The sequence below is a fragment of the Natrinema thermotolerans genome (genome assembly GCF_031165565.1).
Classification (GTDB): domain Archaea; phylum Halobacteriota; class Halobacteria; order Halobacteriales; family Natrialbaceae; genus Natrinema; species Natrinema thermotolerans.
Map to the genome: position 1 here is coordinate 3,373,204 of NZ_CP101873.1, position 22,235 is coordinate 3,395,438.

General features: G+C 66.8%; 23 protein-coding genes. 5 read left to right on the forward strand and 18 right to left on the reverse strand.

Annotated elements, in window-relative coordinates; translation table 11 throughout:
• Positions 1-92: 92 nt before the first annotated feature.
• Positions 93-2,312 carry a DHH family phosphoesterase gene (locus NP511_RS17270; protein WP_049966447.1) on the forward strand — a complete coding sequence of 740 codons (2,220 nt, stop codon included), beginning with the start codon at positions 93-95 and terminating at the stop codon, positions 2,310-2,312.
• An 81-nt stretch (positions 2,313-2,393) separates the two neighbouring features.
• On the opposite strand, the gene NP511_RS17275 is transcribed toward NP511_RS17270, so the two are convergent.
• The 3 genes from NP511_RS17275 to NP511_RS17285 all read right to left on the reverse strand — a co-directional run bounded on the left by NP511_RS17275 (position 2,394) and on the right by NP511_RS17285 (position 3,807).
• Positions 2,394-2,714 (reverse strand): hypothetical protein, encoded by a 321-nt coding sequence (locus NP511_RS17275; RefSeq protein ID WP_233274360.1) that lies wholly within the window; start codon positions 2,712-2,714, stop codon positions 2,394-2,396.
• Positions 2,701-3,090, reverse strand: a complete 390-nt coding sequence (locus NP511_RS17280) for a HalOD1 output domain-containing protein (RefSeq protein WP_233274361.1) — start codon at positions 3,088-3,090, stop codon at positions 2,701-2,703. Before NP511_RS17280 ends, NP511_RS17275 begins: the two co-directional genes overlap by 14 nt.
• 72 nt (positions 3,091-3,162) lie before the next feature.
• Entirely contained in the window at positions 3,163-3,807 is a 645-nt protein-coding gene (locus tag NP511_RS17285; protein ID WP_049966448.1) for a helix-turn-helix domain-containing protein, read from the reverse strand.
• A 134-nt stretch (positions 3,808-3,941) separates the two neighbouring features.
• On the opposite strand from NP511_RS17285, the gene NP511_RS17290 reads away from it, so the two are divergent.
• Positions 3,942-4,418 carry an SHOCT domain-containing protein gene (locus NP511_RS17290; protein WP_049966449.1) on the forward strand — a complete coding sequence of 159 codons (477 nt, stop codon included), beginning with the start codon at positions 3,942-3,944 and terminating at the stop codon, positions 4,416-4,418.
• A gap of 85 nt (positions 4,419-4,503) precedes the next feature.
• On the opposite strand, the gene mnhG is transcribed toward NP511_RS17290, so the two are convergent.
• From mnhG to mbhE, 7 genes are read right to left on the reverse strand one after another with little or no spacing between them, the layout of a single operon-like run.
• Positions 4,504-4,878, reverse strand: coding sequence for a monovalent cation/H(+) antiporter subunit G (gene mnhG / locus NP511_RS17295; RefSeq protein WP_049966450.1), 375 nt, complete (start codon positions 4,876-4,878; stop codon positions 4,504-4,506).
• Complete coding sequence (locus tag NP511_RS17300; protein WP_006179456.1) at positions 4,875-5,165, reverse strand: MrpF/PhaF family protein; 291 nt, start codon at positions 5,163-5,165, stop codon at positions 4,875-4,877. Before NP511_RS17300 ends, mnhG begins: the two co-directional genes overlap by 4 nt.
• Positions 5,158-5,763, reverse strand: coding sequence for a Na+/H+ antiporter subunit E (locus NP511_RS17305; protein ID WP_049966451.1), 606 nt, complete (start codon positions 5,761-5,763; stop codon positions 5,158-5,160). The genes NP511_RS17300 and NP511_RS17305 overlap by 8 nt, the downstream gene beginning before the upstream one ends.
• On the reverse strand, positions 5,763-7,412 hold the full coding sequence (locus NP511_RS17310; protein WP_172704588.1) for a complex I subunit 5 family protein: 1,650 nt from the start codon (positions 7,410-7,412) through the stop codon (positions 5,763-5,765). Before NP511_RS17310 ends, NP511_RS17305 begins: the two co-directional genes overlap by 1 nt.
• An 11-nt stretch (positions 7,413-7,423) precedes the next feature.
• On the reverse strand, positions 7,424-7,777 hold the full coding sequence (locus NP511_RS17315; RefSeq protein WP_006650486.1) for a sodium:proton antiporter: 354 nt from the start codon (positions 7,775-7,777) through the stop codon (positions 7,424-7,426).
• On the reverse strand, positions 7,774-8,238 hold the full coding sequence (locus NP511_RS17320) for an MnhB domain-containing protein (RefSeq protein WP_006650487.1): 465 nt from the start codon (positions 8,236-8,238) through the stop codon (positions 7,774-7,776). Before NP511_RS17320 ends, NP511_RS17315 begins: the two co-directional genes overlap by 4 nt.
• The gene (gene mbhE / locus NP511_RS17325; RefSeq protein ID WP_049966452.1) at positions 8,235-10,691 is read right to left on the reverse strand and encodes a hydrogen gas-evolving membrane-bound hydrogenase subunit E; all 2,457 of its coding nucleotides are present in this window, start codon (positions 10,689-10,691) and stop codon (positions 8,235-8,237) included. Before mbhE ends, NP511_RS17320 begins: the two co-directional genes overlap by 4 nt.
• 160 nt (positions 10,692-10,851) lie before the next feature.
• Between mbhE and NP511_RS17330 the strand changes: the two genes are divergently transcribed.
• Entirely contained in the window at positions 10,852-12,513 is a 1,662-nt protein-coding gene (locus tag NP511_RS17330) for a tRNA uridine(34) 5-carboxymethylaminomethyl modification radical SAM/GNAT enzyme Elp3 (protein ID WP_049966453.1), read from the forward strand.
• Between the two features lie 377 nt (positions 12,514-12,890).
• Here NP511_RS17330 and NP511_RS17335 read toward each other — a convergent pair whose 3' ends face one another.
• The 3 genes from NP511_RS17335 to NP511_RS17345 form a co-directional block, all read right to left on the reverse strand.
• On the reverse strand, positions 12,891-13,244 hold the full coding sequence (locus NP511_RS17335; protein ID WP_049966454.1) for a hypothetical protein: 354 nt from the start codon (positions 13,242-13,244) through the stop codon (positions 12,891-12,893).
• Between the two features lie 65 nt (positions 13,245-13,309).
• The gene (locus NP511_RS17340) at positions 13,310-14,143 is read right to left on the reverse strand and encodes a ZIP family metal transporter (protein ID WP_049966455.1); all 834 of its coding nucleotides are present in this window, start codon (positions 14,141-14,143) and stop codon (positions 13,310-13,312) included.
• Positions 14,144-14,203: 60 nt separating this feature from the next.
• Positions 14,204-14,848 (reverse strand): hypothetical protein, encoded by a 645-nt coding sequence (locus tag NP511_RS17345; protein WP_049966456.1) that lies wholly within the window; start codon positions 14,846-14,848, stop codon positions 14,204-14,206.
• Between the two features lie 243 nt (positions 14,849-15,091).
• On the opposite strand from NP511_RS17345, the gene rqcH reads away from it, so the two are divergent.
• On the forward strand, positions 15,092-17,251 hold the full coding sequence (gene rqcH, locus NP511_RS17350) for a ribosome rescue protein RqcH (RefSeq protein ID WP_049966457.1): 2,160 nt from the start codon (positions 15,092-15,094) through the stop codon (positions 17,249-17,251).
• A 151-nt stretch (positions 17,252-17,402) separates the two neighbouring features.
• On the opposite strand, the gene NP511_RS17355 is transcribed toward rqcH, so the two are convergent.
• From NP511_RS17355 to NP511_RS17365, 3 genes are all read right to left on the reverse strand, one after another.
• Positions 17,403-18,446 (reverse strand): NAD(P)/FAD-dependent oxidoreductase, encoded by a 1,044-nt coding sequence (locus NP511_RS17355; protein ID WP_049966458.1) that lies wholly within the window; start codon positions 18,444-18,446, stop codon positions 17,403-17,405.
• Complete coding sequence (trxA, locus tag NP511_RS17360) at positions 18,443-18,802, reverse strand: thioredoxin (protein WP_049966459.1); 360 nt, start codon at positions 18,800-18,802, stop codon at positions 18,443-18,445. Before trxA ends, NP511_RS17355 begins: the two co-directional genes overlap by 4 nt.
• Positions 18,803-19,026: 224 nt before the next feature.
• A complete protein-coding gene (locus tag NP511_RS17365; RefSeq protein ID WP_049966460.1) occupies positions 19,027-19,680 on the reverse strand; it encodes a class I SAM-dependent methyltransferase in 654 nt (217 codons plus the stop codon).
• Between the two features lie 111 nt (positions 19,681-19,791).
• On the opposite strand from NP511_RS17365, the gene NP511_RS17370 reads away from it, so the two are divergent.
• Positions 19,792-20,175 (forward strand): DUF302 domain-containing protein, encoded by a 384-nt coding sequence (locus tag NP511_RS17370; RefSeq protein ID WP_006650497.1) that lies wholly within the window; start codon positions 19,792-19,794, stop codon positions 20,173-20,175.
• 64 nt (positions 20,176-20,239) lie between these two features.
• On the opposite strand, the gene NP511_RS17375 is transcribed toward NP511_RS17370, so the two are convergent.
• Together NP511_RS17375 and NP511_RS17380 are read right to left on the reverse strand one after the other, a co-directional pair.
• Positions 20,240-20,665, reverse strand: a complete 426-nt coding sequence (locus NP511_RS17375; RefSeq protein WP_049966461.1) for a universal stress protein — start codon at positions 20,663-20,665, stop codon at positions 20,240-20,242.
• 341 nt (positions 20,666-21,006) lie between these two features.
• Complete coding sequence (locus tag NP511_RS17380) at positions 21,007-22,155, reverse strand: MBL fold metallo-hydrolase (RefSeq protein WP_049966462.1); 1,149 nt, start codon at positions 22,153-22,155, stop codon at positions 21,007-21,009.
• Positions 22,156-22,235 lie beyond the last annotated feature (80 nt).

The window sequence follows — 22,235 nt, forward strand, 5'->3', positions numbered from 1 at the left end:
AGCAGACCGTATGACGCCGGCCCGCGGACCGGGTTCGGCTGGCGAACGCATTCCGACAACCGTTTTAGGGCGAAACTGCTTGGTCCGAGTAGATGGGTAACTGTATCATCTGCGGCACACCCGTTGATGGCGAGATCTGCGAGAGCCACGAGGAGGACGCCGTATTCGAATTCCGCGGCACCGCCGCCTCACAGCTCACCCCCGGTCGGTACTACCGGGGTACCGTCGACGGCTACGCCGACTTCGGTGTCTTCGTCGACATCGGAGATCACGTCACCGGACTGTTGCATAGAAGCGAACTCGACCAGCGACTCGAGAGTCTCGACTGGGAACCGGGCGACGACGTCTTCGTTCAGGTCCTCGACGTTCGGGACAACGGCAACGTCGACCTCGGCTGGTCGATCCGCCAGCGCGAACGCGAGTTCCGCGGCAAGCTGATCGAAACCGAGGACGACGAGTTCCAGCCCGACGACCTCGAGGACGATGCCGACGCCGAGAACGGCGACGACGGCGCGACCGAGTCGTCGACCGACGACTCCGACGTCGCCGAGGAGACAGAAGCGACGACGACCGACGACCGCGCCGCGAAGGCCGGCGAGTTGCAAGCCGCCGCCGAGGAGACCGAAACCGAAGCCGAAACGGTCGACGAGCAGCCCGCGGCCGCCGAGGCCGCCGGCGCTGTCACGAGCAGCGGCTCGGTCGCGACCGAGTCCGCCGCCGCCTCGACCCCGGCCACCGACGACGCGGCCGACGCCGAACCCGAGGCCGAGGACGAACCCGCGCTCAAGCGGACGACCGTCGAGGCCATCGAGAACCAGGTCGGTAGCGTCGTCCGCCTCGAGGGCGAAATCACCGGCGTTCGACAGACGAGCGGTCCGACGGTGTTCGAACTGACGGACGAAACCGGCAGCGTCGAGTGTGCGGCCTTCGAGGAGGCCGGCGTTCGCGCGTATCCCAACGTCGAGATCGACGACGTCGTCGCCCTCGAGGGCGAGGTCGAACACCACCACGGCGATCTGCAGGTCGAGACCGAATCCCTCGACGTTCTCGAAGACGACGACCGCGAGCGCGTCGTCGACCGCCTCGAGACCGCGATCGAACGCGAGGCCCGTCCGGCCGACGTCGCGCCGCTTGCCGACCACGAGGCCGTCGCGGCCGTCGAGGACGGCGTTGCCGACGCGGCGACCGCGATCCGACGTGCCGTCATGGAGGCGCGGCCGATCGTCGTCCGCCACGGTGCGACCGCCGACGGCTACGTCGCCGGTGCAGCGATCGAACGCGCCGTCCTCCCGCTGATCCGGGAGAAACACACCCGCGACGACGCCCAGTATCACTACTTCGAGCGCCGCCCGCTCGACGGCCGCGTCTACGACATGGACGCCGCCACGGGCGATGTCACCTCGATGCTCGAGGCCCGCGACCGCCACGGCGAGCAGCTGCCCTTAGTCGTACTGGTCGACGCCGGCTCGACCGTCGAATCCGTCGACGGCTACGACCTGCTCTCGCTGTACGACGCCGACTCGCTCGTGATCGACGACAGCCGAGCCGACCAAGAGGTCACCGACGCCGTCGACCTCGCCGTCGCGCCCTCGCTTGCCGGCGTCGACGTCTCGGACGTGACCTCGACGGCACTGGCGGCCAACGTCGCCGCCCACGTCAACGACGACGTCCGAGCCGATCTCGAACACCTCCCCGCGGTCAGCTACTGGGAGGACGCCCCCGAGGCCTACCTCGAACTCGCCCGCGAGGCCGGCTACGACGAAACCGGCATCTCCGAGCGCCGCGAGGCCGTCGCCTTGCAGGCCTACTACCAGTCCTACAAGGACAAGCGCGAACTCATCATCGACCTGCTGTTCGGCGACGGGGACACCGAGCGCCCCCGCGACGGCGACCTCGCCGCCCACGTCTCCGAACAGTTCCGCGACAAACTCGAGACCGAACTCGAGACGGCCCGCGAGAACCTCTCCGTGCGGGGCATCGACGGGGTCACCGTCTCCGTCCTCGACACCGACGCCTTCACGCATCGGTACAACTTCCCGACCACGATCCTGCTGCTGGACGCGCTCCACCGCAGCGAACGCGACCGTGCCGACCCGCCGGTCGTCACGCTCGGCGTCGGCGACGACGAACTCCACGTCCGCGCGACCGAATCGGTCGACGTTCGCGAACTCGGCGATGCCATCGCCGAGGCAGTTCCCAACGGCGGGGTCTCCGTCGTCGGCGGTCAGGACGGCCACGTCGAGTTCCTGCCCGGCGAACGCGATGCGGTTCGTGAGGCCGCGCTCGAGGCGCTCGGCGAGACGCTCGCGTAAGCCCCGTTCTTCCTCCGTCGTCCGCTCGATCCGCGAGCGGCGGCGCTGTGGTGGTCGGAACTCGAACCGGGACCGCGATCACTAACGCGTTCCGTCCGACGACTCGCACGTGCAGTCGGCTCGCGCGGACGCCGCGTCGAACCGCTCCCCGCGCGTCACCGCGTCCGCCTCTCGGTCGAAGCGGACGAGACCGTCGGCCGCCAGTTCGGGGAGCACGACGTGGTGGTACTCGTAGACGAGCGTGACGTAGGCGTCGCAGTCGAGGCGTTCGTCGGGGCGGAGAATCGGCGTGGCCTCGAGCGAGCCGTCGTCCGCGAGCGCGGCCAGCACTCGGTCCCGCTGGGCTCGCAACGCGGTCGCGAGGTCCGTACCGCGTTCTGCCGTTCGGCTATCGGGTCCCACTCGAGACACCCGTGGTCCCGTCCGGGGCGTTCGCCGCCGGCTGCTTCCCTTGAGGATCGATCTCGATCGCGCCAGCGCCGGACACCGTCACCTCGAACCCCTCGTAGGGGAACGAAATCCGAGCCGGCTCCGCGTCGTCGACCGACCCCGGAAAGAGGGAATCGAGCGCGGCCGTCTCGACGGCGGTGTGGAGCGGCTCCAGATCGACCGGAGTAGTGCTGCTCGCGACCGCGACCGCTGCGACGACGGCGAGACTCGCCCGATCGCGGGTCCGATCGTACGTCGCCCGGAACAGCCCCGCGTCGGGATCGAACTCCACGGCGTGCATCGAGTCGACGATCTCGAGGGCATCGATCGAGCCTGCTGGCGTATTCATTACCTGTAAAAGGGTATCGACGGGGATGACGGTGGGTTTTGCTCGAGCAACATGCATTTAAGTCGGTCGGACTCACTCCGTTATCAGCGAACTCGCGACGAGTCGCCGCAGCCCGCGTTGCAGCCGCGAGGACACCGCTTGCCGGCTGATGTCGAGTTCGTCGGCGAGATCGGCCTGCGTGGCCTTCCGCGGCGAGTCGAAGTAGCCCCGGGAGTAGGCCAGTACCAGCGCGGTCCGCTGGCCCTCGGTGAGATCGTACTCGCCGTCCGACTCGAGCGGCGAGAGCGCGTGTAGTTGCGCGAGCCGAACCGGGATCTCGTTCGCACGGCAGTACGACTGGAACTCGGCGACCGCCGCTTGGTCGGCGCTTCTGACTTCGAACGTCCAGTTCTCGCTGTCGCCGAACCCCGAGAGGAGCGTCACGTCGGTCTCGACGAGTCCGGTGAGGACGCTCGCGTAGTCCAGGTTCCAGTCGATGCGGACGAACAGTTGCGCCTCCAGTCGGTCGATTACTTTGAACGCCTCGATCCCCTCGTCCTCGCTCAGATCGGCCGTCAGCTCGTCGATCCCGGCCGCGGAAATCCAGAAGTAGGGAACGACGGCGTTGTCCGTCGGGACGACTCGGTCCAGTTCGATGGTCGCGTCGGGGAACGCCTCGAAGACGGCGGTCAACGGGAACTCGGTCCGGTCGATGGTGAACGACGCCTCGATAGCCATACTCGTGAGAGGTGCCGACACAACGTGAACGATCGGGTTGCGGTGCCGTCGGACCGTCGATCGGTGCCGCCTCGCGACGCTCGGTGATCCCTCGGACCACCAACGTATTTCCCCTCCACGCCGAATGCACACGCATGAGCGGACCCGAAGGAATCGGCCGCGAACCGGGCGACGACGATCCGTGGACCCGACTCCGTGAGAACGCCACCGGGATCGTCTCGTTGCTCGTGACGGCGATCTGGATGGGAGCGATGTTCACCGGGCAGGACTGGTGGCTCGCGGCGTTGCTCGTCGGTTATATCGCCGTCGTCCCGGTCGTCGCGATCCTGTTCGGCGACGAGGATGACATCGAGGAGTGGGCCGACGAGTTCCGTTCGTCGGCGGAGACCGAACGACCCGAGTCGACGACCGACACCGCGACGGACTCGCGTGACGCCCTCGAGACGCTGCGCGAGCGCTACGCCGCGGGTGAGTTGAGCGACGAGCAGTTCGAGCGCAAACTCGAGCGTCTGCTGGATACGGAGTCGCTCGAGGACGCCCGGGAGTGGACACGAGAGCGCGACCGGACCGGCGACGGGGTTCCTGAACGGGACCTCGAGTACGACCGGTGACGGGGGAGACGGACGGCTGACAGTCGCTTTCGGTCCGTCCGCGACGTCCTGCGATCGTACTGGGGACCCGTTCTAACGGTCCGGCTCAGTCGTCGGTCGGTTCGGCCTCGTCCGTTCGCTCGGCGCGGTCGGGGCGTTCGACGGCGTCGGGATCGGGCCAGGTGACGCTCCCGAGGAACGGGACGCCGATCTGTTCTGCGGCCCGGGCGATCATGTGGGTGCCCGTCGGCACCGTCAGGAACAGGAAGCCGATGCCGATGAGGGCGGTCAGTCCCTCCGAGCCGGGGCCGAACTCGACGAAGCCGGCCAGGAAGATCGCGGCGGTGCCAAGCGTCGTGGGCTTGCTCGTGGCGTGCATCCGGTTGTAGACGTTGGGCAGGCGAAGCAGCCCGATCGTCCCGACGGTCAGGAAGAAGACCCCGATGGCGATCAGGCCGACGACGACGGCGGTGTGGATCATTCGATCACCTCCCCGTCGGTGACGAACTTGGCGACGGCAACGGTCGCGATGAAGCCGATGATCGCCAGTACGAGGCTCACCGTGATGAAGAGGCCCCGACCGGTCAGCAGCGCGAAGAGGACGGCAATCGCGATGACGTTGGTCGCGATGGCATCGAGCGCGACCACTCGATCCGGGTTCGTCGGCCCGCGGATCACCCGGTAGCCACAGGCGACACAGAGGCCACTGACGACCACGAGCGCGGCCCGGATCGCCGTCTCGAGGACGGCGGGATCGCTTTCAGTCATCGCCGACACCTCCCCGTTGGCGGTCCGCCGTACTGTCTCTTTCCCCGCCGGAGACGACGATCGGCCGCGGCTCGTCGTCGGGCGAGGCGTCCTCGGCGAATATCTCGAGCGCGTAGTCCTCCCAGGTACGGATCGGTTCGGCGATGGCCTCGGGGTTCCGGCCGTTGACGCCGTGGACGTACAGGGCGTTGGTCTCGTCGTCGTAGTCCAGGGACACCGTGCCGGGCGTGATCGTGATACTGTTGGCGATGACCGTGACCGCGACGTCGGACTCGACACGCAGCGGTACCAGGATCACCTCGGGCTCGATCGGCATGCCCGGCGAGAGGACGCGGTAGGCGACGTCGACGTTCGCCCACAGGAGTTCCCGCGTGAACGCCCCCAGATAGAGCCCGGCGTAGGGGAGCGCACGAACCCCGCGGCCGAGATCGAGTCGCCGACCGTAGAGCCGGCGGAACACGTACGCGATCGGCAATCCGACGATCAGTCCCGAGAGGAAGCCCCGAAGCAGCGAGATCGGCGTCAGCGGCTGGCCGACGACGAACACCCACAGGACGGCGAAGACGACGCCGACGACCGGCCAGGTGCGAACCCGCATTAGTGATCACCCCCGCTCGAGCCGCCGAGGTCGCTCGCTTTCTGCGGGTCGACCGCGTCGACGTAGGTATCCGTGTCGAGGGCGGCCTCCGCGGCCGTTTCCGCGAACTCGTAGACGGGATCGAAGCCGACCCCGACCACGACGATCGTCGCCGCAAGGACCACGAGGACGCCCACTTCGACGGGATCGATCGTCGCCGCGTCGACGGCGTCGGTTCGAGCGCCCCAGAAGCTCCGGTTCCACATGCGAGTCGCGTACGCGATCGTCAACAGTGAGCCGACGAGCAGGAGGACGAGAACGGGGCCGGCCCCCGCCCGCGCCGCGGCGTCGAAGACGAGGAACTTACCGAAAAAGCCCGACAGCGGCGGAATGCCGACGAGCGCGAGCGAGGCGATAAAGACCGCGATGGCAAGCGGCGGCGACCGGCCGGCCAGCCCGCCCAGATCGGCGAACCGGCTCGTCCCCGTTGCCGAGCGAACCGTCCCGACCGCGAGGAAGAGCAGTCCCTTCGCCAGCGTGTGATTCAAGGCAAACACCAACGCGGCGATAATCGCGAACTCGCGAAGCGTCGGGTCGACCGTCGACGCCGCGATCGCGACCGGAACGGCGATGAACCCGACCTGGCCGATGCTCGAGTAGGCGAACACGCCCTCCATGGTGTCGCGGCCGACGGCCCCGATGCCGCCCACGAGGATGCTGCCGGCGCCCATGACGAGCAGCGCCGCACCGACGAACGGCAGCGGCGAGTCGCCGGCGATCGTGGCGTCGACGACCGGCAGCGGGAGGTCGACGGCGACCTCGGCACCGGCGAAGACGGTAAAGGAAAGCCGGATGATCGCGTAGATGCCGACCTTCTTGGTCGCGCCGGCGAGCAGGGCGGTGATCTGGGGCGGTGCGGCCCGGTAGGCCGTCGGGATCCAGAACTGGAAGGGGACCAGCCCGGCCTTGATCGCGAACACCGACAGGAGCATGCCGAGCAGGCCGACGACGGGAACGGGCTCGAGGCCGTAGGCTGCCGGCTCGGCGAGCCGTTGGGCGAGATCCGCCATGTTGAGCGTGCCGGTCGTCGCGTAGATCCCGCCGACGCCGAGCAGGAAGACGGCGCTTGCAAGCAGATTGAGCGCGACGTACCAGAACGCGGCGCGGGTGTGTTGGGGGCCGCCGCTGTAGGCAACGAAGACGTAGCTGGCCATCAGCATGACCTCGAACCAGACGAAGAGGTTGAAGAGGTCGCCGGTGAGGAACGCTCCCGTCACGCCCAGCGCGAGGAAATGAAAGAGCGGGAAGTAGTAACTACGGCCCTCCCCGCCGGGGAGGTGTCTGGTCGAGTAGACCAGCGATCCGATGCCGAGGACGGCGACCATCGTCAGCATGAACGCCGAGAGGCCGTCCGCGACCAGCGTGATCCCGAAGGGGGCCGGCCAGTCGCCGACCTGGTAGGTCGCGATCCCCGGCGCCGACGGCGCGAGGACGATATACCAGTCGATCGCCGCCACCGCGAGCCCGTAGCCCGCGCCGGCTGCGAGACTCACGGCCGCTCGAGCCCGGGGGTGGCGGCCGAGAAACAGCGTCGCGGCGGCCGCGACCAGTACGATCAGCATCGGCGCGATCACGAGCTGTGACTCGGTTCCGACCGGCGTCGCGGTCATCGTCGTCATCGTCATTTCCGATCACCCAGTTCCGTTACGTCCAACGTGTCGTGTTCCTCGTAGACCCGATACGACAGCACGAGCGCGAAGGCCGTCATGCCGAAGCCGATGACGATCGCGGTCAACACCAGCGCCTGGACCAGCGGATCGGCCGTCTCCGGGACGTGGTCCCCATGACCGGCGAGTACTGGCACCGAGTCGGCTGTCGCTGGCGCGATCCCGCCCATCGCCAGCAGGTAGACGTTCGCGGCCTGACTGATGATCGCCAGCCCCCAGACGACCCGGATCAGGTCCCGCCGCAGGAGCAGGAAGGTCCCGAGGGCAAACAGCGCACCGACCGCGGCCGCCAGAACGATCGCCGTCATTCGGCTCCCACCACCGAGAGGATCGTGAGCAGTCCGCCGACGACCACGCAGTAGACCCCGAAGTCGAAGGCCATCGCGCTCGCGACCTCGAGGTGGTCGTAGATCGGCACCCCCTCGAGCATGACGAACGTCTGGGTCAGGAAGGGCCGATCGAAGACCAGCGGGACGAGTCCGCTGAGGACCGCGATCGCGAACCCGTAGGCGAACAGGCGGCGATACGCCAACACGACGCGGTCCCGGGAGGGTTCCTTGCCGGGATCGACCTCGCGGCCGAGGACGCCCCGCTCCAGGAAGTCGAGTCCGAACGCCATGTAGACGATCCCGAAGGCCGTCACCGTGAGGACGCCGCCGATGAACCCGCCGCCGGGCAGGTTATGGCCCTCGAAGAACAGCGAGATCGCGACGACGAGGACGATCGGGACGATCGCCCGCGCGGTCGTCCGCATGATGACCGTCGTCACGCGTCCTCACCTCCGCTGGGGCCGCCGTCGGTGCTGGCGTCGGCGGCGGTCGGTCCGTCGCCGCTCGAGTCGGCGGGCGATCCGTCGTCGCCGGCGGGACTCGCGTCGCCGCGACCGCGCATGACGATCAGCGTCAGGATCGAGATCGAAGCGAGCGCGATCACGGCGAGTTCGCCGAGCGTATCGAAGCCGCGGAAGTCGACGAGGGTCACGTTGACGATGTTGGTCCCGCCGCCGCCCGGAACCGCCCGCTCGGCGTAGGCGCGGGCGATCTCGGTCGGCCCGTCGGGCCGAGCGTCGGTCGTGACGAGGATCGTCACGAACACGGTCACGCCGACGGCGACCGAGAGGACGGCATCGCGGGCGACCCGCCCGACCTCGATCTCGTAGCGTTCGGGGATCTCCTCGACGACCAGCAGGAAAATCACCAGCACGAGCGTCTCGACGACCAGTTGGGTCAACGCGAGATCGGGCGCGCTCGCGAGGATGTAGAAGATCGCGATCATAAAGCCGAGGATCGAGAGGGTGAGGATCCCGGCGATGTGGCTGTCGGCGCGTGCGACCGCGACCGCACCGACCACCGCCACGAGCAATACGAGGGCGATGGGGATCGTGACCTCGAGTCCGATCGTCGCCGGGACGATGGCACCGGCGGCCACGAACCCGGTGAGCGCGAGCGCACAGGTCGCCGCCAGCGTCCACGTCGCGTACGTCCGGAGATGGCCGTTGTGGACCCACTCGGCGAACAGCCGCCCCTCGTCGGTGAGTCCCTCGACGATGCGGTCGTACCACCAGTTCGCGCGGATCGGCGGGACCGCTGCCAGCCCCGCACGGATCCCGTCGTGAATCCGTCCGTAGGCCGGATACGCGAGGACGCCGGCCCCGATCGTGACCGCGCTCATGCCGACCGGCGTCGAGTACGAGGTCGGAAGGCCGACGTGCATCGCGTGGGGGTCGACCGCCGTCGCCTCGAGTCCCGACTGAACGATGAGGTCGACCGCTCGCTGCGGGTCGACGCTGACGGCCGCGGCCAGCAACGCGAGGACGGCCGGCGGGACGAGCAGGCTCACGTTCGGCCGGTGGACGTGGCCGAGCGCCTCGGGGCGCTCACCGAAAAACAGCGAGAGGAACTTCAGCGAGTAGAGGACGGTGAAGATACTGCCGAAGACGGCGACGGCGGGGTAGAGCCATCCCAGGAGTCCGATCTCGTGGTGATGGCTCGCTTCGACGGCGGCCTCGAAGAGCAGTTCCTTGGAGTAAAAGCCGTTGAAGGGCGGAATACCGGCCATGCTGAGCGCGACGACGCCGGTGATCGCCGCCGTGACGGGGAGATCGTGACGGAGGCCACCCAACTCCCGGATCTCGCGGGTCCCCGCTTCGTGGGCGATGATACCGGCGACGAGAAAGAGCGCGGCCTTGAACAGTGCGTGGTTGAGGAGGTGGAACACACCGGTCTCAGCGCCGTAGACGGAGGTAAAGCCGAAGCCGGCGACCATCAGTCCGAGGTGACTCGCAGTCGAGTAGGCAAGCAGTTCCTTGATGTCGGTCGCGGCGACGGCCATGATCGCACAGACGGTCATCGTCGTCAGCCCGAGCGTCGCAAAGAGGAAGAGCCACTCCTCGCCGACGAGCATGGGTCGGACGCGACCGATGAAGTAGACGCCGACCTTGACCATCGTCGCCGAGTGGAGGAAGGCGGAGACCGGCGTCGGAGCCGCCATCGCGTTGGGCAGCCAGAAGTGGACCGGCACCTGTGCGGACTTGGTGCCCGCACCGATCGCCAGCAGGCCGAGAACTGGGAGGAACAGGCCCCGCTCTCGCAAGGCATTGCTCATGGTCTCGGGGTTTTCGAGCATCGTGGCCAGGTCGAACGCGGCCCCCGGGCCGAGGACGTCGCCGGCGACGATCGAGAGCAAGAGGAGGCCGACGAGCAGGAACAGGCCGCCACCGACGGTAATGAACATGGCCATTCGGGCGGCGTACTGCGAGGAGTCGTCGGCGGTGTAGTAGCCGATCAGGACGAACGAACAGAGACTCGTGAGTTCCCAGAAGAGGAAGATCGCGACCAGGTCGGCGGCCAGCGCGACGCCGACGATCGAGCCCATAAACGCAAGCAGGGCGGCGTAGTACCTCGGGAGACCGGCCTGACCGTGCATGTATGCGGGGGAGTACGTGAACACGAGCGCGCCGATACCGGTGGCAAGCATCGCGAACAGCAGTGCCCAGCCGTCCACGTAGAACTGGAGTGCGATATTCAGCGACGAGATCCACTCGAGGGAGACGCTGCCTTCGGTGCCGTACTGTGTGGCGAGCAGGCCGAACGACGCCAGCGAGACGACGGTTCCGACGAACCCGGTCGTTTCGCCGAAGAGACGGAAGACGAGCGGCGTCAGTGCTGCCGCGACGAACGGCAACGCGACCGCGGCGACGACGACCGCCAGGTCGGGAGACATTCGGTACGCCGAGGATAGGGTGAGACGTCCCTTAAGCGATTACCTTTCGGAAGCCCGACTGATAGACGGAACCGTTACACACGGACTGGACGTCGCGGTAGTAGCGGCCGGATCGAAGAGTCCGACACGCTTATTCGCGAACGGCGACCATTCGTACGTAGTGAGTACCGAGACGCCCGAACCGACCGAAACCGAAGCGTTCGAGCGGGTCTGTGAGACGCTCGTCGAGCGGATCCTCGCCGGCGAGATCGAGCGCGACGAGGTCGAGAAAGCGAAGCTCGAGGCCTGCTCGGAACACTCGGCACCCAAGGTGCCGAAGAACTCCGAGCTACTGGACTACGCGCCCGAAGAACACCGCGAGGACCTGGAAGCGGTGTTACAGCGCAAACCGGTCCGAACGGCCTCCGGCGTCTCGCCGGTCGCGATCATGACCTCGCCCGAGCGCTGTCCCCACGGAAAGTGTCTCTACTGTCCCGGCGGCCCCGACTCGGAGTTCTCGAGTTCCCAGAGCTATACGGGCGAGGAGCCCGCCGCTGCCCGCGGCGTCCAGAACGACTACGACCCCTACGGGCAGGTCACGCTCCGACTCGAGCAGCTGCGCCAGATCGGCCATCCCGTCGACAAGGTCGAACTCATCCTGATGGGCGGGACGATGACCGCTCGCAGCCACGACTATCAGGAGTGGTTCGTCAAGCGCGCCCTCGAGGCGATGAACGACTACGACGTCGACAAGGAGCCCGAGCCGGCCCAGGGCGTCAGCTTCGCCGAGGACCCCGAGGAGTACGAGTGGCAGTACCTCGAGGACGTCATCGCCGAGAACGAGACGGCCGACGTTCGCAACATCGGGACGACCTTCGAGACCAAGCCCGACTGGTGCGATCCGGAACAGATCGACCGGATGCTCGAGCTGGGCGGGACGAAAGTCGAGGTCGGCGTCCAGACGACCTTCGAGCGGATCAACCGGGAGATGCACCGGGGCCACGGCGCGCAGGCGTCGATCGACGCCAACCGGCGGCTCCGGGACTCGGCGTTCAAGGTCGGCTTCCACATGATGCCCGGCCAGCCCGGAATGAGCAAGGAAATGTGTCTCGAGGACTTCCGGCGGCTCTTCGAGCAGGAGCAGTGGAAGCCGGACTACCTGAAGATCTATCCGACGCTGATCGTCCGGGGAACGGCGACCTACGACTGGTGGCACAACGGCGAGTTCGAACCGCTGGGCAACGACGAGGCCGCGGAGCTGATCGCCGAGATCAAGGACATGATTCCCCGGTACACGCGACTCCAGCGGGTCCAGCGGGACATCCCCGCGGACTTCATCGACGCCGGCGTCTGGAAGTCCAATCTCCGCCAGCTCGCCCGCAAGCGCATGGACGACCACGGCTGGTCTTGCGACTGTATCCGTTGTCGCGAAGCGGGGATGAACGACGAGGACGCCGAGAACGTCGACCTCGACGTGATGCGCTACGAGGCCTGCGGCGGCACCGAGCATTTCATCTCCTTCGAGGACTTCCAGAAGGACCTGCTGGTCGGCTTCTGCAGGCTCCGGTTCCCCAACGACCCTGTCCGCCCGGAACTCGAGAACGCCGCGTTGATCCGGGAACTGCACGTCTACGGCTCCGAGGTCGCCATGGGCGACGAGAGCGAGACGGATCAACATCAGCATCAGGGCTACGGCCGCCGGCTGATGAATCGCGCCGAGGACCTCGCGGCCGACGCCGGCTACGACAAACTGAGCGTTATCTCCGGCATCGGCGCGCGGGAGTACTACCGGAACAAACTCGGCTACCATCAGGACGGCCCGTACGTGAGCAAACGTCTCTAGGCCGTTCGTGTGTGGCCGGACCCGCTCGAGAGTCGATCGGGACCGCTGCCGGCCGCTCCGACTCCCGACTGCGACGAATCGAGACACGAAATCGCGTCGCGCTTCGCATTTTCCCTGCGGAAATAGTTCATCTTCTGAACTCGAAAAATTTATTATTCTATATGTCGTATACTCGCGTGCCGACAATCGTCGGCACCGTTGTCATCCCCTCCACCCCCCATCCCACTCCGACAGCGGCACACCGCACTGTCCCGCGAGCGCGCCGGCACCCATCCCATCGCTCGACTCCCCCTAGAGCGACACCGGCACGCTCGGTTTCCGTTCTCGCAGCTCGTTCAAGGTGACGCCACGCTGCCGTGATCAGTACGGCCGCTCCGTCAGCGGCTCGCAATTTCGCGCAGGTATCCCGTCCGAACCTCGTAGACGAGAGCCGTCAGGAGGAATCCGGTCCCGATCCCCCAGAACAGCCGCCGCTCCGCGTCGGTACCGGCGGTCCCGAACAGCAGACAGAGACCGCCGCCCAGCAGCAGGGCCGTCCGGATCCGAGTCGGCGCCGGCACCGCCTCGTCGCCGGTGGCCGCCAGGTACAGTTGCGGCCCGACGATCGGGATCGCGATCACCACCACGAACGCGTAGATCGGTCCCTCGAGGCCGAGGGCTGCACCGAGCAGGAAGGCGGCCAGACAGAGGGCGAACGCGACGGCGAGGACGCTATTTTCGCGGGAAACCATACGTTCGTGTGGCTCCGGTGACGTATGTTTCCTTTGACCCGTGGGCCGGTGGACGAGACACCCGGTCAGACCGCGAGGACGGTGTCGACGAGCAGCATGACCGCGAAGCCGAGGACGAACGTCGCCGTCGCGGTGTCGGCGTAGCCGTGGCCGTGGCTCGAGGGGACCAGTTCCCGGAAGACGACGGCGATCATCGCCCCCGCGGCGAAGCCGGCGGAGAGGGGGAAGAGCCCGGAGACGACCGCGACGAGCGAGAAGCCGACGGCAGCGGCAATCGGTTCGGGGACGCCGCCCGAGAGCGTGGTATAGAGGAGCGTTCGGGGGGCGGAGACGCCGGCCCGGACGGCAGGCACCGCCATCGCGAACCCGTCGGGGACGTTCTGGACCGCGATCGCCGTCGCGATGGCGAGGCCGAGCGCCGTCTCGCCGCTCGCGAAGGCGATCCCCACCGCCAGCCCCTCGGGGACGTTGTGGATGGTGACGGCGCCGCCGACCAGTGCGGCGCGACGCAGGTCGTCGGCGTCGTCGCCGAGCGGTTCGAGGTCGCCGTCAGCCTCGGCCGACGGTAGCTCGCCGGCGGGGTCGAATTTCGGTCCCGTCCCTTCGACCCGTTCCCCGCGAAAGAGGAGATGCAAGTGCGGGAGAACGGCGTTGACGACCAGCAGGAAGCCGCCGCCGGCGAGGAGACCGGCGGTAACCTCGAGCGGCGACCCCATCTCGAGGCCGGGCAACACGAGGGCGAAGACCGCGGCTCCGACCATGATGCCGGCTGCGAGGCCGAGCGACCCGTCGTAGACGCGGTGGCTGATTCGGTCGGTAAGCAGGAGTGGTAACGCCCCGAGCCCGGTGGTACAGCCGGCGATGGTCGCGACGACGACGACTTCCTCGAGCGACGACATACGGATTCCCTCCGAGGCCGGCTCGAAAACGGTTGCGGTCGGATACCGCGGCGCCCGTCCTCAGTCGATCGAAACCTCGAGTTCGAGCAGTCCCAGATGTGGCGGCGCACCGCCGCCGTTGGTCCGGAACTCCTGGGGCGTCGAGTTGACGACGCTGTAGAAATCGTCCTGACTGGTCGGCACGAGCGTGCTGCCGTCGTCGCGCTGGAGGAAGGCGGGCGTATCGGTTCCCTCGATGAGTTCCAGCTGTTCCTGCCAGTCCTCGTCGGCATAGATGAACGTGCCAAAGGAGAACCGGCCGGCGGCGAGGGCGTCGTGTTTCGAGAGGAACATCCCGGACTCCTCGGTGTTGTACTCCTCGTCGCTCACCCAGGCGATCGCCGCGATCCCCTCGGCCTGAAGGAGATAGAAGTCCCACGAGAGCGTCGCGTCGAAGACCGCCCAGACGCTTCGGGGGCCGACGGTGTGGAGTTCGACGCTGAACGCGGGCCGAAGTCGCTCACCTTCGGGCTCGGGGACGAACGTCGCGTCGTAGCCCGGCGAGCGAATGCCCCGATCGTGATAGACGACACCGTCCATGTCGACGTCGGCATCGATCCGGTCGACGATCCCGCGGACCGTCGCACCGCCCTGTTGCTCGAGATGATCGAGAAAGTCCGGGAACCGGGAGACGTCGGTCCAGGGCGGTTCCTCGCCCGCGCTCATCGGGTCGCCCCCCCGTTCGTGACCGTCCGCGTTCGGTCAGTGCCCCCTCGCAGTCGCGCGTTCGACTCACGGGTGACGCCACCCACGGCCTCGTACATGCCCCGTACTGAGTGCCCGCGGGGATTAGATGTTCCGACAGCGACCGACGGGTGGAACTGTCGACCGTCCTCGCGGACGCTCGCCGACGCGATCGACCGTCTCCGGAGCGACATCCCTTTTTGACCGGGCCGGGCAGTGTGTAGTATGGATTCGAAGCGGGAGCTGACAAGCGTCGACCTCGCGGCCCTCGTCGGGGAACTCGGCACCTACGAGGGAGCGAAAGTCGACAAGGCCTACCTCTACGGCGACGATCTCGTCCGCCTCAAGATGCGGGACTTCGACCGGGGCCGACTGGAACTGATCCTCGAGGTCGGCGAGGTCAAGCGGGCCCACACGGTCGCCCCCGAGCGGGTGCCCGACGCCCCCGGCCGGCCGCCCCAGTTCGCGATGATGCTCCGGAACCGGCTGTCGGGGGCCGACTTCGCGGGCGTCGAACAGTACGAGTTCGACCGCATCCTCGAGTTCGTCTTCGAGCGCGACGACGGCACGACCCGGATCATCGTCGAACTGTTCGGGCAGGGCAACGTCGCGGTCACCGACGGCGAGTACGAGGTGATCGACTGCCTCGAGACCGTCCGACTCAAGTCCCGAACGGTCGTCCCGGGCTCGCGCTATGAGTTCCCGGATACCCGGACGAACCCACTGACGGTCTCCCGGGAGGCGTTCGACCACGAGATGGACGACTCCGACACCGACGTGGTCCGGACGCTGGCGACCCAACTCAACTTCGGCGGGCTCTACGCCGAGGAGATCTGTACCCGCGCCGGCGTCGAGAAGGGGCTTGACATCGACGACGCCGACGAGGACGTCTACGATCGGATCTACGAGGCCATCGAACGGCTCGCGCTCGACATCCGCAACGGTAACTTCGATCCGCGGCTCTACTTCGCGGGCGACGACGAGGCCGACGGGGACGACGAGAGCGACGGAACCGACGCAGGCGACGGTCCCGTCGTCGACGTCACGCCGTTCCCGCTCGAGGAACACGCGGACCTGCCCGCCGAGGGCTACGACTCGTTCCTGTCGGCCCTGGACGACTACTTCTTCCGGCTCGAACTCGAGGAGGAGGAAGAGCCGGACCCGACCGACCAGCGACCGGATTTCGAGTCGGAGATCGCCAAACACGAGCGGATCATCGAGCAACAGCAGGGAGCGATCGAGGGGTTCGAGCAGGAGGCCGAGCAGCTTCGCGAGCGGGCGGAGTTGCTCTATGCCGAGTACGGACTCGTCGACGAGATCCTCTCGACGGTCCAGCAGGCCCGCGAGCAGGACCGCGCCTGGGACGAGATCCGGGAACGGTTCGAGGAGGGGGCCGACCGCGGTATCGCGGCCGCCGAGGCGGTCATCGACGTCGACGGCAGCGAGGGGACCGTGACCGTCGACCTCGACGGCGAGCGGATCGAACTGGTCGCCGATCGGGGCGTCGAACAGAACGCCGACCGGCTCTACACCGAGGCCAAACGCGTCGAGGACAAAAAGGAGGGCGCGCTGGCGGCCATCGAAAACACCCGCGAGGACTTAGAAGACGCCAAGCGACGCCGCGACGAGTGGGAAGCCCAGGACGCCGCGAGCGACGACGAGGACGAGGCGGACGACGAAGGGCCGAAACGGGACTGGCTCGCCGACCCCTCGATTCCGATCCGCGAAAACGAGCCCTGGTTCGATCGCTTCCGCTGGTTCCACACCAGCGACGACTACCTCGTGATCGGCGGCCGCAACGCCGACCAGAACGAGGAGATCGTCAAGAAGTACCTCGAGCCGGGCGACAAGGTCCTGCACACGCAGGCCCACGGCGGTCCCGTCACCGTGCTGAAGGCGACCGACCCGAGCGAGGCCTCCTCGAGCGACATCGAACTCCCCGAGTCGAGCATCGAGGAGGCGGCCCAGTTCGCGGTCTCGTACGCCTCGGTCTGGAAGGACGGCCGCTACGCGGGCGACGTCTACGCGGTCGACGCCGATCAGGTCTCGAAGACCCCCGAGAGCGGCGAGTACTTGGAGAAGGGTGGGTTCGCGATCCGCGGCGATCGGACCTACTACCGCGATACCCCGGTCGGCGCGGCGGTCGGGATCCAGTGTGAGCCCTACACGCGAGTGATCGGCGGCCCGCCGTCGGCCATCGAAGACCGGACGGAGACGACGATCGAACTCGAGCCCGGGCAGTACGCCCAGGCGGACACGGCAAAGCGACTCTACCGTCGGTTCCGCGAGCGCTTCGAGGACGAGTCGTTCGTCCGCAAGATCGCCAGCCCGGACCGGATCCAGCACTTCATGCCGCCGGGCGGTAGCCGGATCAAAGAGGAGTAATCGCGCCGATCCGCACGCGATGGCCGCGGATCACCGTGTCGAGTCGGTGTCGGACTGGACCCCATCCTCGCCGTCGTCGAAATACCGGAAAATTCACCGTTGAATACGCGTGCCAACCCGCGCGAGGGAACTCTACCAGTGACGTGGACGACTACTGCGAGACTTCGAGCGCGGGCGCCGTCGTCCGCTCGAGCGTGTCGAGGTACGCTTCGGCGTCGAGGGCCGCCATGCTGCCGGTTCCGGCGGCGGTGATCGCCTGCTGATAGTTCGGATCGGCGACGTCGCCGGCGGCGAAGACGCCTTCGACCGCGGTCTCGGTCGTCGCGCGGCCGGCGTCGTCGGTTCGCGTGTGGAGGTAGCCGCTCTCGTCGCGGTTGACGGCGGTTCCCGCGAGGAAGTCGGTGTTGGGCGTGTGGCCGATCGCGTAGAACACGCCGCCGACGTCGACCGTCTCGCGTGTCACGTCGGCGCCGTTCGCGGCTTGCTCGAGGGGATAGCCCTCGGGGTGCGAGACGAGCGTCGCGCCGGTGACACCTTCTTCTTGGGAGCCCCGCAGCGCCTCGAGTTCCGTGTTCCAGCGGAACTCGATGGTCTCGTTGTCGCGGGCACGGTCGGCCATGATCTCGGACGCGCGCAGTTCCTCTCGGCGGTGAACGACGGTCACGCTGTCGGCGAACTTCGCGAGGAAGAGCGCTTCTTCCATCGCCGAATCGCCGCCGCCGATCACGAGGACGTCGTCGCCGCGGTGGAACGCGCCGTCGCAGGTCGCACACGTCGAGAGGCCATACCCCATCAGTTCGGCCTCGTTTTCGGCACCGACCCAGCGAGCGCTCGCGCCGCTCGCGACGATCAGCGCACGCGTTCGCAGCCGATCGCCGTTCGAGAGGTCGAGTTCGAACGGCCGGTCTCCGAGCGCCGCGTCCTCGACGGTTCCGTGTTCGAATTCGGCGCCGAAGCGCTCGGCCTGGTCCTTGCCGTTCCCGATCAGTTCCATCCCGCCGACGCCCTCGGGGAAGCCGAGGTAGTTCTCGACGTCCGTCGTCAGCGTCAGCTGGCCGCCCGGTTCGGGTCCCTCGAGTACCAGCGGCTCGAGGTCGGCCCGCGCGGCGTAGACGGCCGCCGAGAGACCGGCGATGCCGGAGCCGACGATCACGACGTTACGAACGTCCGCGGTCGCGTCGGTTGCCTCGTTCATTCGGTGTATCTCTCGATCAGGGCTCGGAGTCGGTTTTCCGGTAACACGCCGGACTGCTGTTCGACCTGCTCACCGTCCGCGAAGAGGACGAGCGTCGGCACGCCACGAACGCCGAACGACCCCGCGAGCTGCTGGTGTTCGTCGACGTCGACCTTGGCGATCACGGCGTCGGTCGTGTCGGCCAGCTTCTCGAGGACGGGATTGAGCATCTGACAGGGGCCACACCAGTCGGCGTAGAAGTCCACGAGAACGACGTCGTGTTCCGCCGTGACGTCCTCAAGGTGGCTTCTCCCGTCGATGTAGAGCGGTTCGTCGAGCGATCGTGCCGAAACGTCGTCGCGTGCATCAGTTGCCATCACCACTACGTATGGACCGACACCGCTTAAAGGTTTTGTACATAGTGTACAATATAGTGGCAGCTATTCTCGGGCGATCACTCCCGTTACACGGAGTACGTGGTTCGACGGCTGTGAGAAGTACATGCGTGGCCGTCTTCGGGATTGGCGGCGGGGTGAAAACCGGTTCCACCCCGTTCGGTTCGGTACGAGTAGTTTTGTGCATATACCTAATAACCGTTCGTTCAACGAGGCGGCCGCTCCGCGGCACTCGCGTCGAAGCGGGCGAAATACCCCGCTCGCGTCCCGACGCGACCGTTGAACGTCAATCCGCGTCGTTCGGCGCGGCGTCGTAGCCGTTCGAACCCGACGAAGTGCGGGTCGGGGAGCGATTCGCCGACGACGAGTCGGCCGTCAGGCTTGAGGACCCGCTCGAGTTCGTCGAGCGCCCGCTCCTGGTCGGGAACCTCGCCGAGGACCAGGACCAGATACGCGGCATCGAACGTGTCGTCCGGATACGGAAGCGCTCGTGCGTCGCCGCGGACCGGTTCGACGGGCAGGTTACCCGCCGCTCGCGTCCGCGTCCGGAGGTGTTCGACCATCTCCGATTGGACATCTACGGCGTGTACCGTCCCCGACGGCTCGACCGCCCGCGCGACCGTCCCCGTGTAGTAGCCCGTTCCCGGCCCGACCTCGAGAAGACGTTCTCCGGGCCGGGGCTCGAGTACGTCACACAGCCTCGAGCGAGTGATGACCGGACGCGGCAGATCGATCGCGTTGCGCTGAGCGTACGGACACGGTGACGGGTTCGACCGCCACCGGAGGGCGTATCCGAGTCCGGCGAGCAACACGAGCCCGAGCAGGGCGGCGACCGCTCGCGGGAGACGACGAGAACTCATAGGAGTACAGTCTCCACGGACGGACTACTGTCTTCCCCCGAACCGACGCGAGCCCTGCGGGCTTGCCGTTGCTACCCCAACGACGATCACGATCGAAATCGACCGTCTACTATGTCCGACACGCTTCGCACGCGAACGGACGGCGAGTTCGACGACGTCGTCGCGGAAACGATCGGCGCCCTCGAGGACGAAGGATTCGGCGTCCTCTGCGACATCGACGTTCGGGAGACGCTGCAGCAGAAACTCGACGAAGACTTCCGACGGTACCGGATCTTGGGCGCGTGCAATCCGGGGTTGGCCCATCGGGGACTCGAGGACGACCTCGACCTCGGGACCGTACTCCCCTGCAACGTCGTCGTCTACGACGATGACGGCGGCGTCGTCGTCAGCGCCGTCGACCCGCGACGGCTGATCGGCGTCACCGAGAACGACGACCTCGACCCGATCGGTGACGACGCGTACGAGCGCTTCGAGCGGGTTCTCGAGTCCCTGTAACACCGCGGTTCTAAGCGTACGGCACCACGATCTCCGCTCGTGTCGTGGCGCGTTCCGGTCGCCACTACCGGACCACGAGAACGGGAACCGGTGATCGTCGAACGACGGTTTCCGCGACGCTCCCGAGCAGGACGCGGGAGACCCCCTCCTTGCTGTGGCTGCCGATGACGATCAGATCGACCGATTCCTCCGCCGCCTGCGCGACGATGCGGTCGTCCGGTTCGCCCGTGACTATGTTCGTTTCGAGACTGCGACCGTACTCGGTTGCGAGGTCCGTCGCTGTCTCGAGGACATCGGCTGCGTGTTCCTCCGCTTTTTCGGAAACGGGTACTTGCAGTTCCGGTCCCAGGAGTTGCGCCCACCGCCCGTCGGGTATCTCGATGACGTACAGCGCGATGACGGTCGCGTCCGGGAATTCATCGAAGGTCAATTCGAGGGCTTCCGTCGCCTGCGGCGTCCCGTCGTAGGGAACGAGAATTCGGTCGGCCATGACGAATGGTTCGCCAACCCGGTATAAAGTCGTCACGCCGATCTCATGGCTGAAAAATAGATCTGAAGGGCGCTGTCGGACGTTCGCCGTGTCCTCCGTTCCGTGAACTTCGGTCAGTTTCGGCTCGGTCGCTGACGCGTCGAGGGAGACCTCTATAGTCAATGGCACCGAATCGCACGACAACGCTGTGATCAGTGTATCCGATCCAGCGGCTCCGACAGCAATGAGTGTCCGCTATCCACTGTGGCAGTACCACACTGAACGGAACGGGTGAAACCGGCCACGGAGTCGCCTGCTGACACCGTCTGGCAGTGATCCCGTGTCCGACGCTCGCCGGCGAATCAGGCCGCGCAGTTGTTGGGGCCGAGTTCGAGTTCCGTCGCCTCGGACTCGTCCTCGGGGGGCTCCGTCCCCGTGTTGATCTCGAGTACGCGCTCGTAGTTCGGCGGCTTTTCCGGGTCGTTCTCGACTATCCGATCTACGAACTCGTCTTCGTCCAATCCGAGCAATTCGAGATCGTCGCGGAGATCGCCCAGACGAGCGCCGATCAGTTCGCCCGGCGAACCGACCTCGTATCGGTTGTCCGCCGTGACGGATACGTGTCCCGGGAGGATTCGCGTCTCGTCCGGTAACTCGAGAACGGTGTCGTGGAGCGATTCGTACAGTAGTTCGGCGCCGTTGGCCGCGTCCTCGTCACCGAACTGAAGCTCCGTCCGGCCGACGGACTCGACGAACAGCGTGTCACCCGTCAGCAGCGCCTCACCGTCGACGAGATAGTTGACCATCTCGGTCGTGTGTCCCGGCGTCTGTAGCGTCTCGATTTCGACGTCGCCGAGGGCGATCGTCTCGCCGTCGACGAGGGGTTCGTAGTCGTATTCGACGCCCCGCTCGCTCGCACGTTCGCCGAGATGGTAGGGAACGTCCAGCTCGGTCGCCAGTTTTCGCCCGCCCGAGATGTGGTCGGCGTGGACGTGGGTATCGAGGACGCGCTCGATCGCGAGTCCGGCCTCCTCAGCGGCGATCTTGAACTGATCCGTCTGTCGGGTCGGGTCGACCACGACCGCCGACTCGGCGGCCGTCGAGCCGACGACGTAGCCGAGACAGCCCTTTGCCCGGCGCTGTAGCTGCAGGACGACGAGATCCTCGTTTGCCGTCTCGACGGGAACGACCTCGTACACCTTGCTCCAGTCTTCCATCCCGCCTTTCACGACGGCCACGTCGTCGTAGCCGCGTTGCTCGAGTTCGAACCCGAACGGCGTCGACGTGAGCCCCTTCCCACAGATCGCGACGATCGAGTCGCCGTTGCTCGCTGCCTCGATGCGCTCGATTTTCTCGTCACCGAACTCGTCGCGCGGGTCGAACGGGACGTTTTCGGCACCGTGAATCCGCCACCCCTCGTAACTGTCTTCGGGGCGCGTATCGACGAGCGTGAACGACTCGTCCGAGTCGATCATCTCCGCGAGCCGTTCGGGAGATAGTTGGGTCACCATTGGACTCACCTTGCAAGACTCATACTGCGAGCCCGTTGATAGGTATCGTCCCTGCACAGGCACCCTCGACGACCGGGACG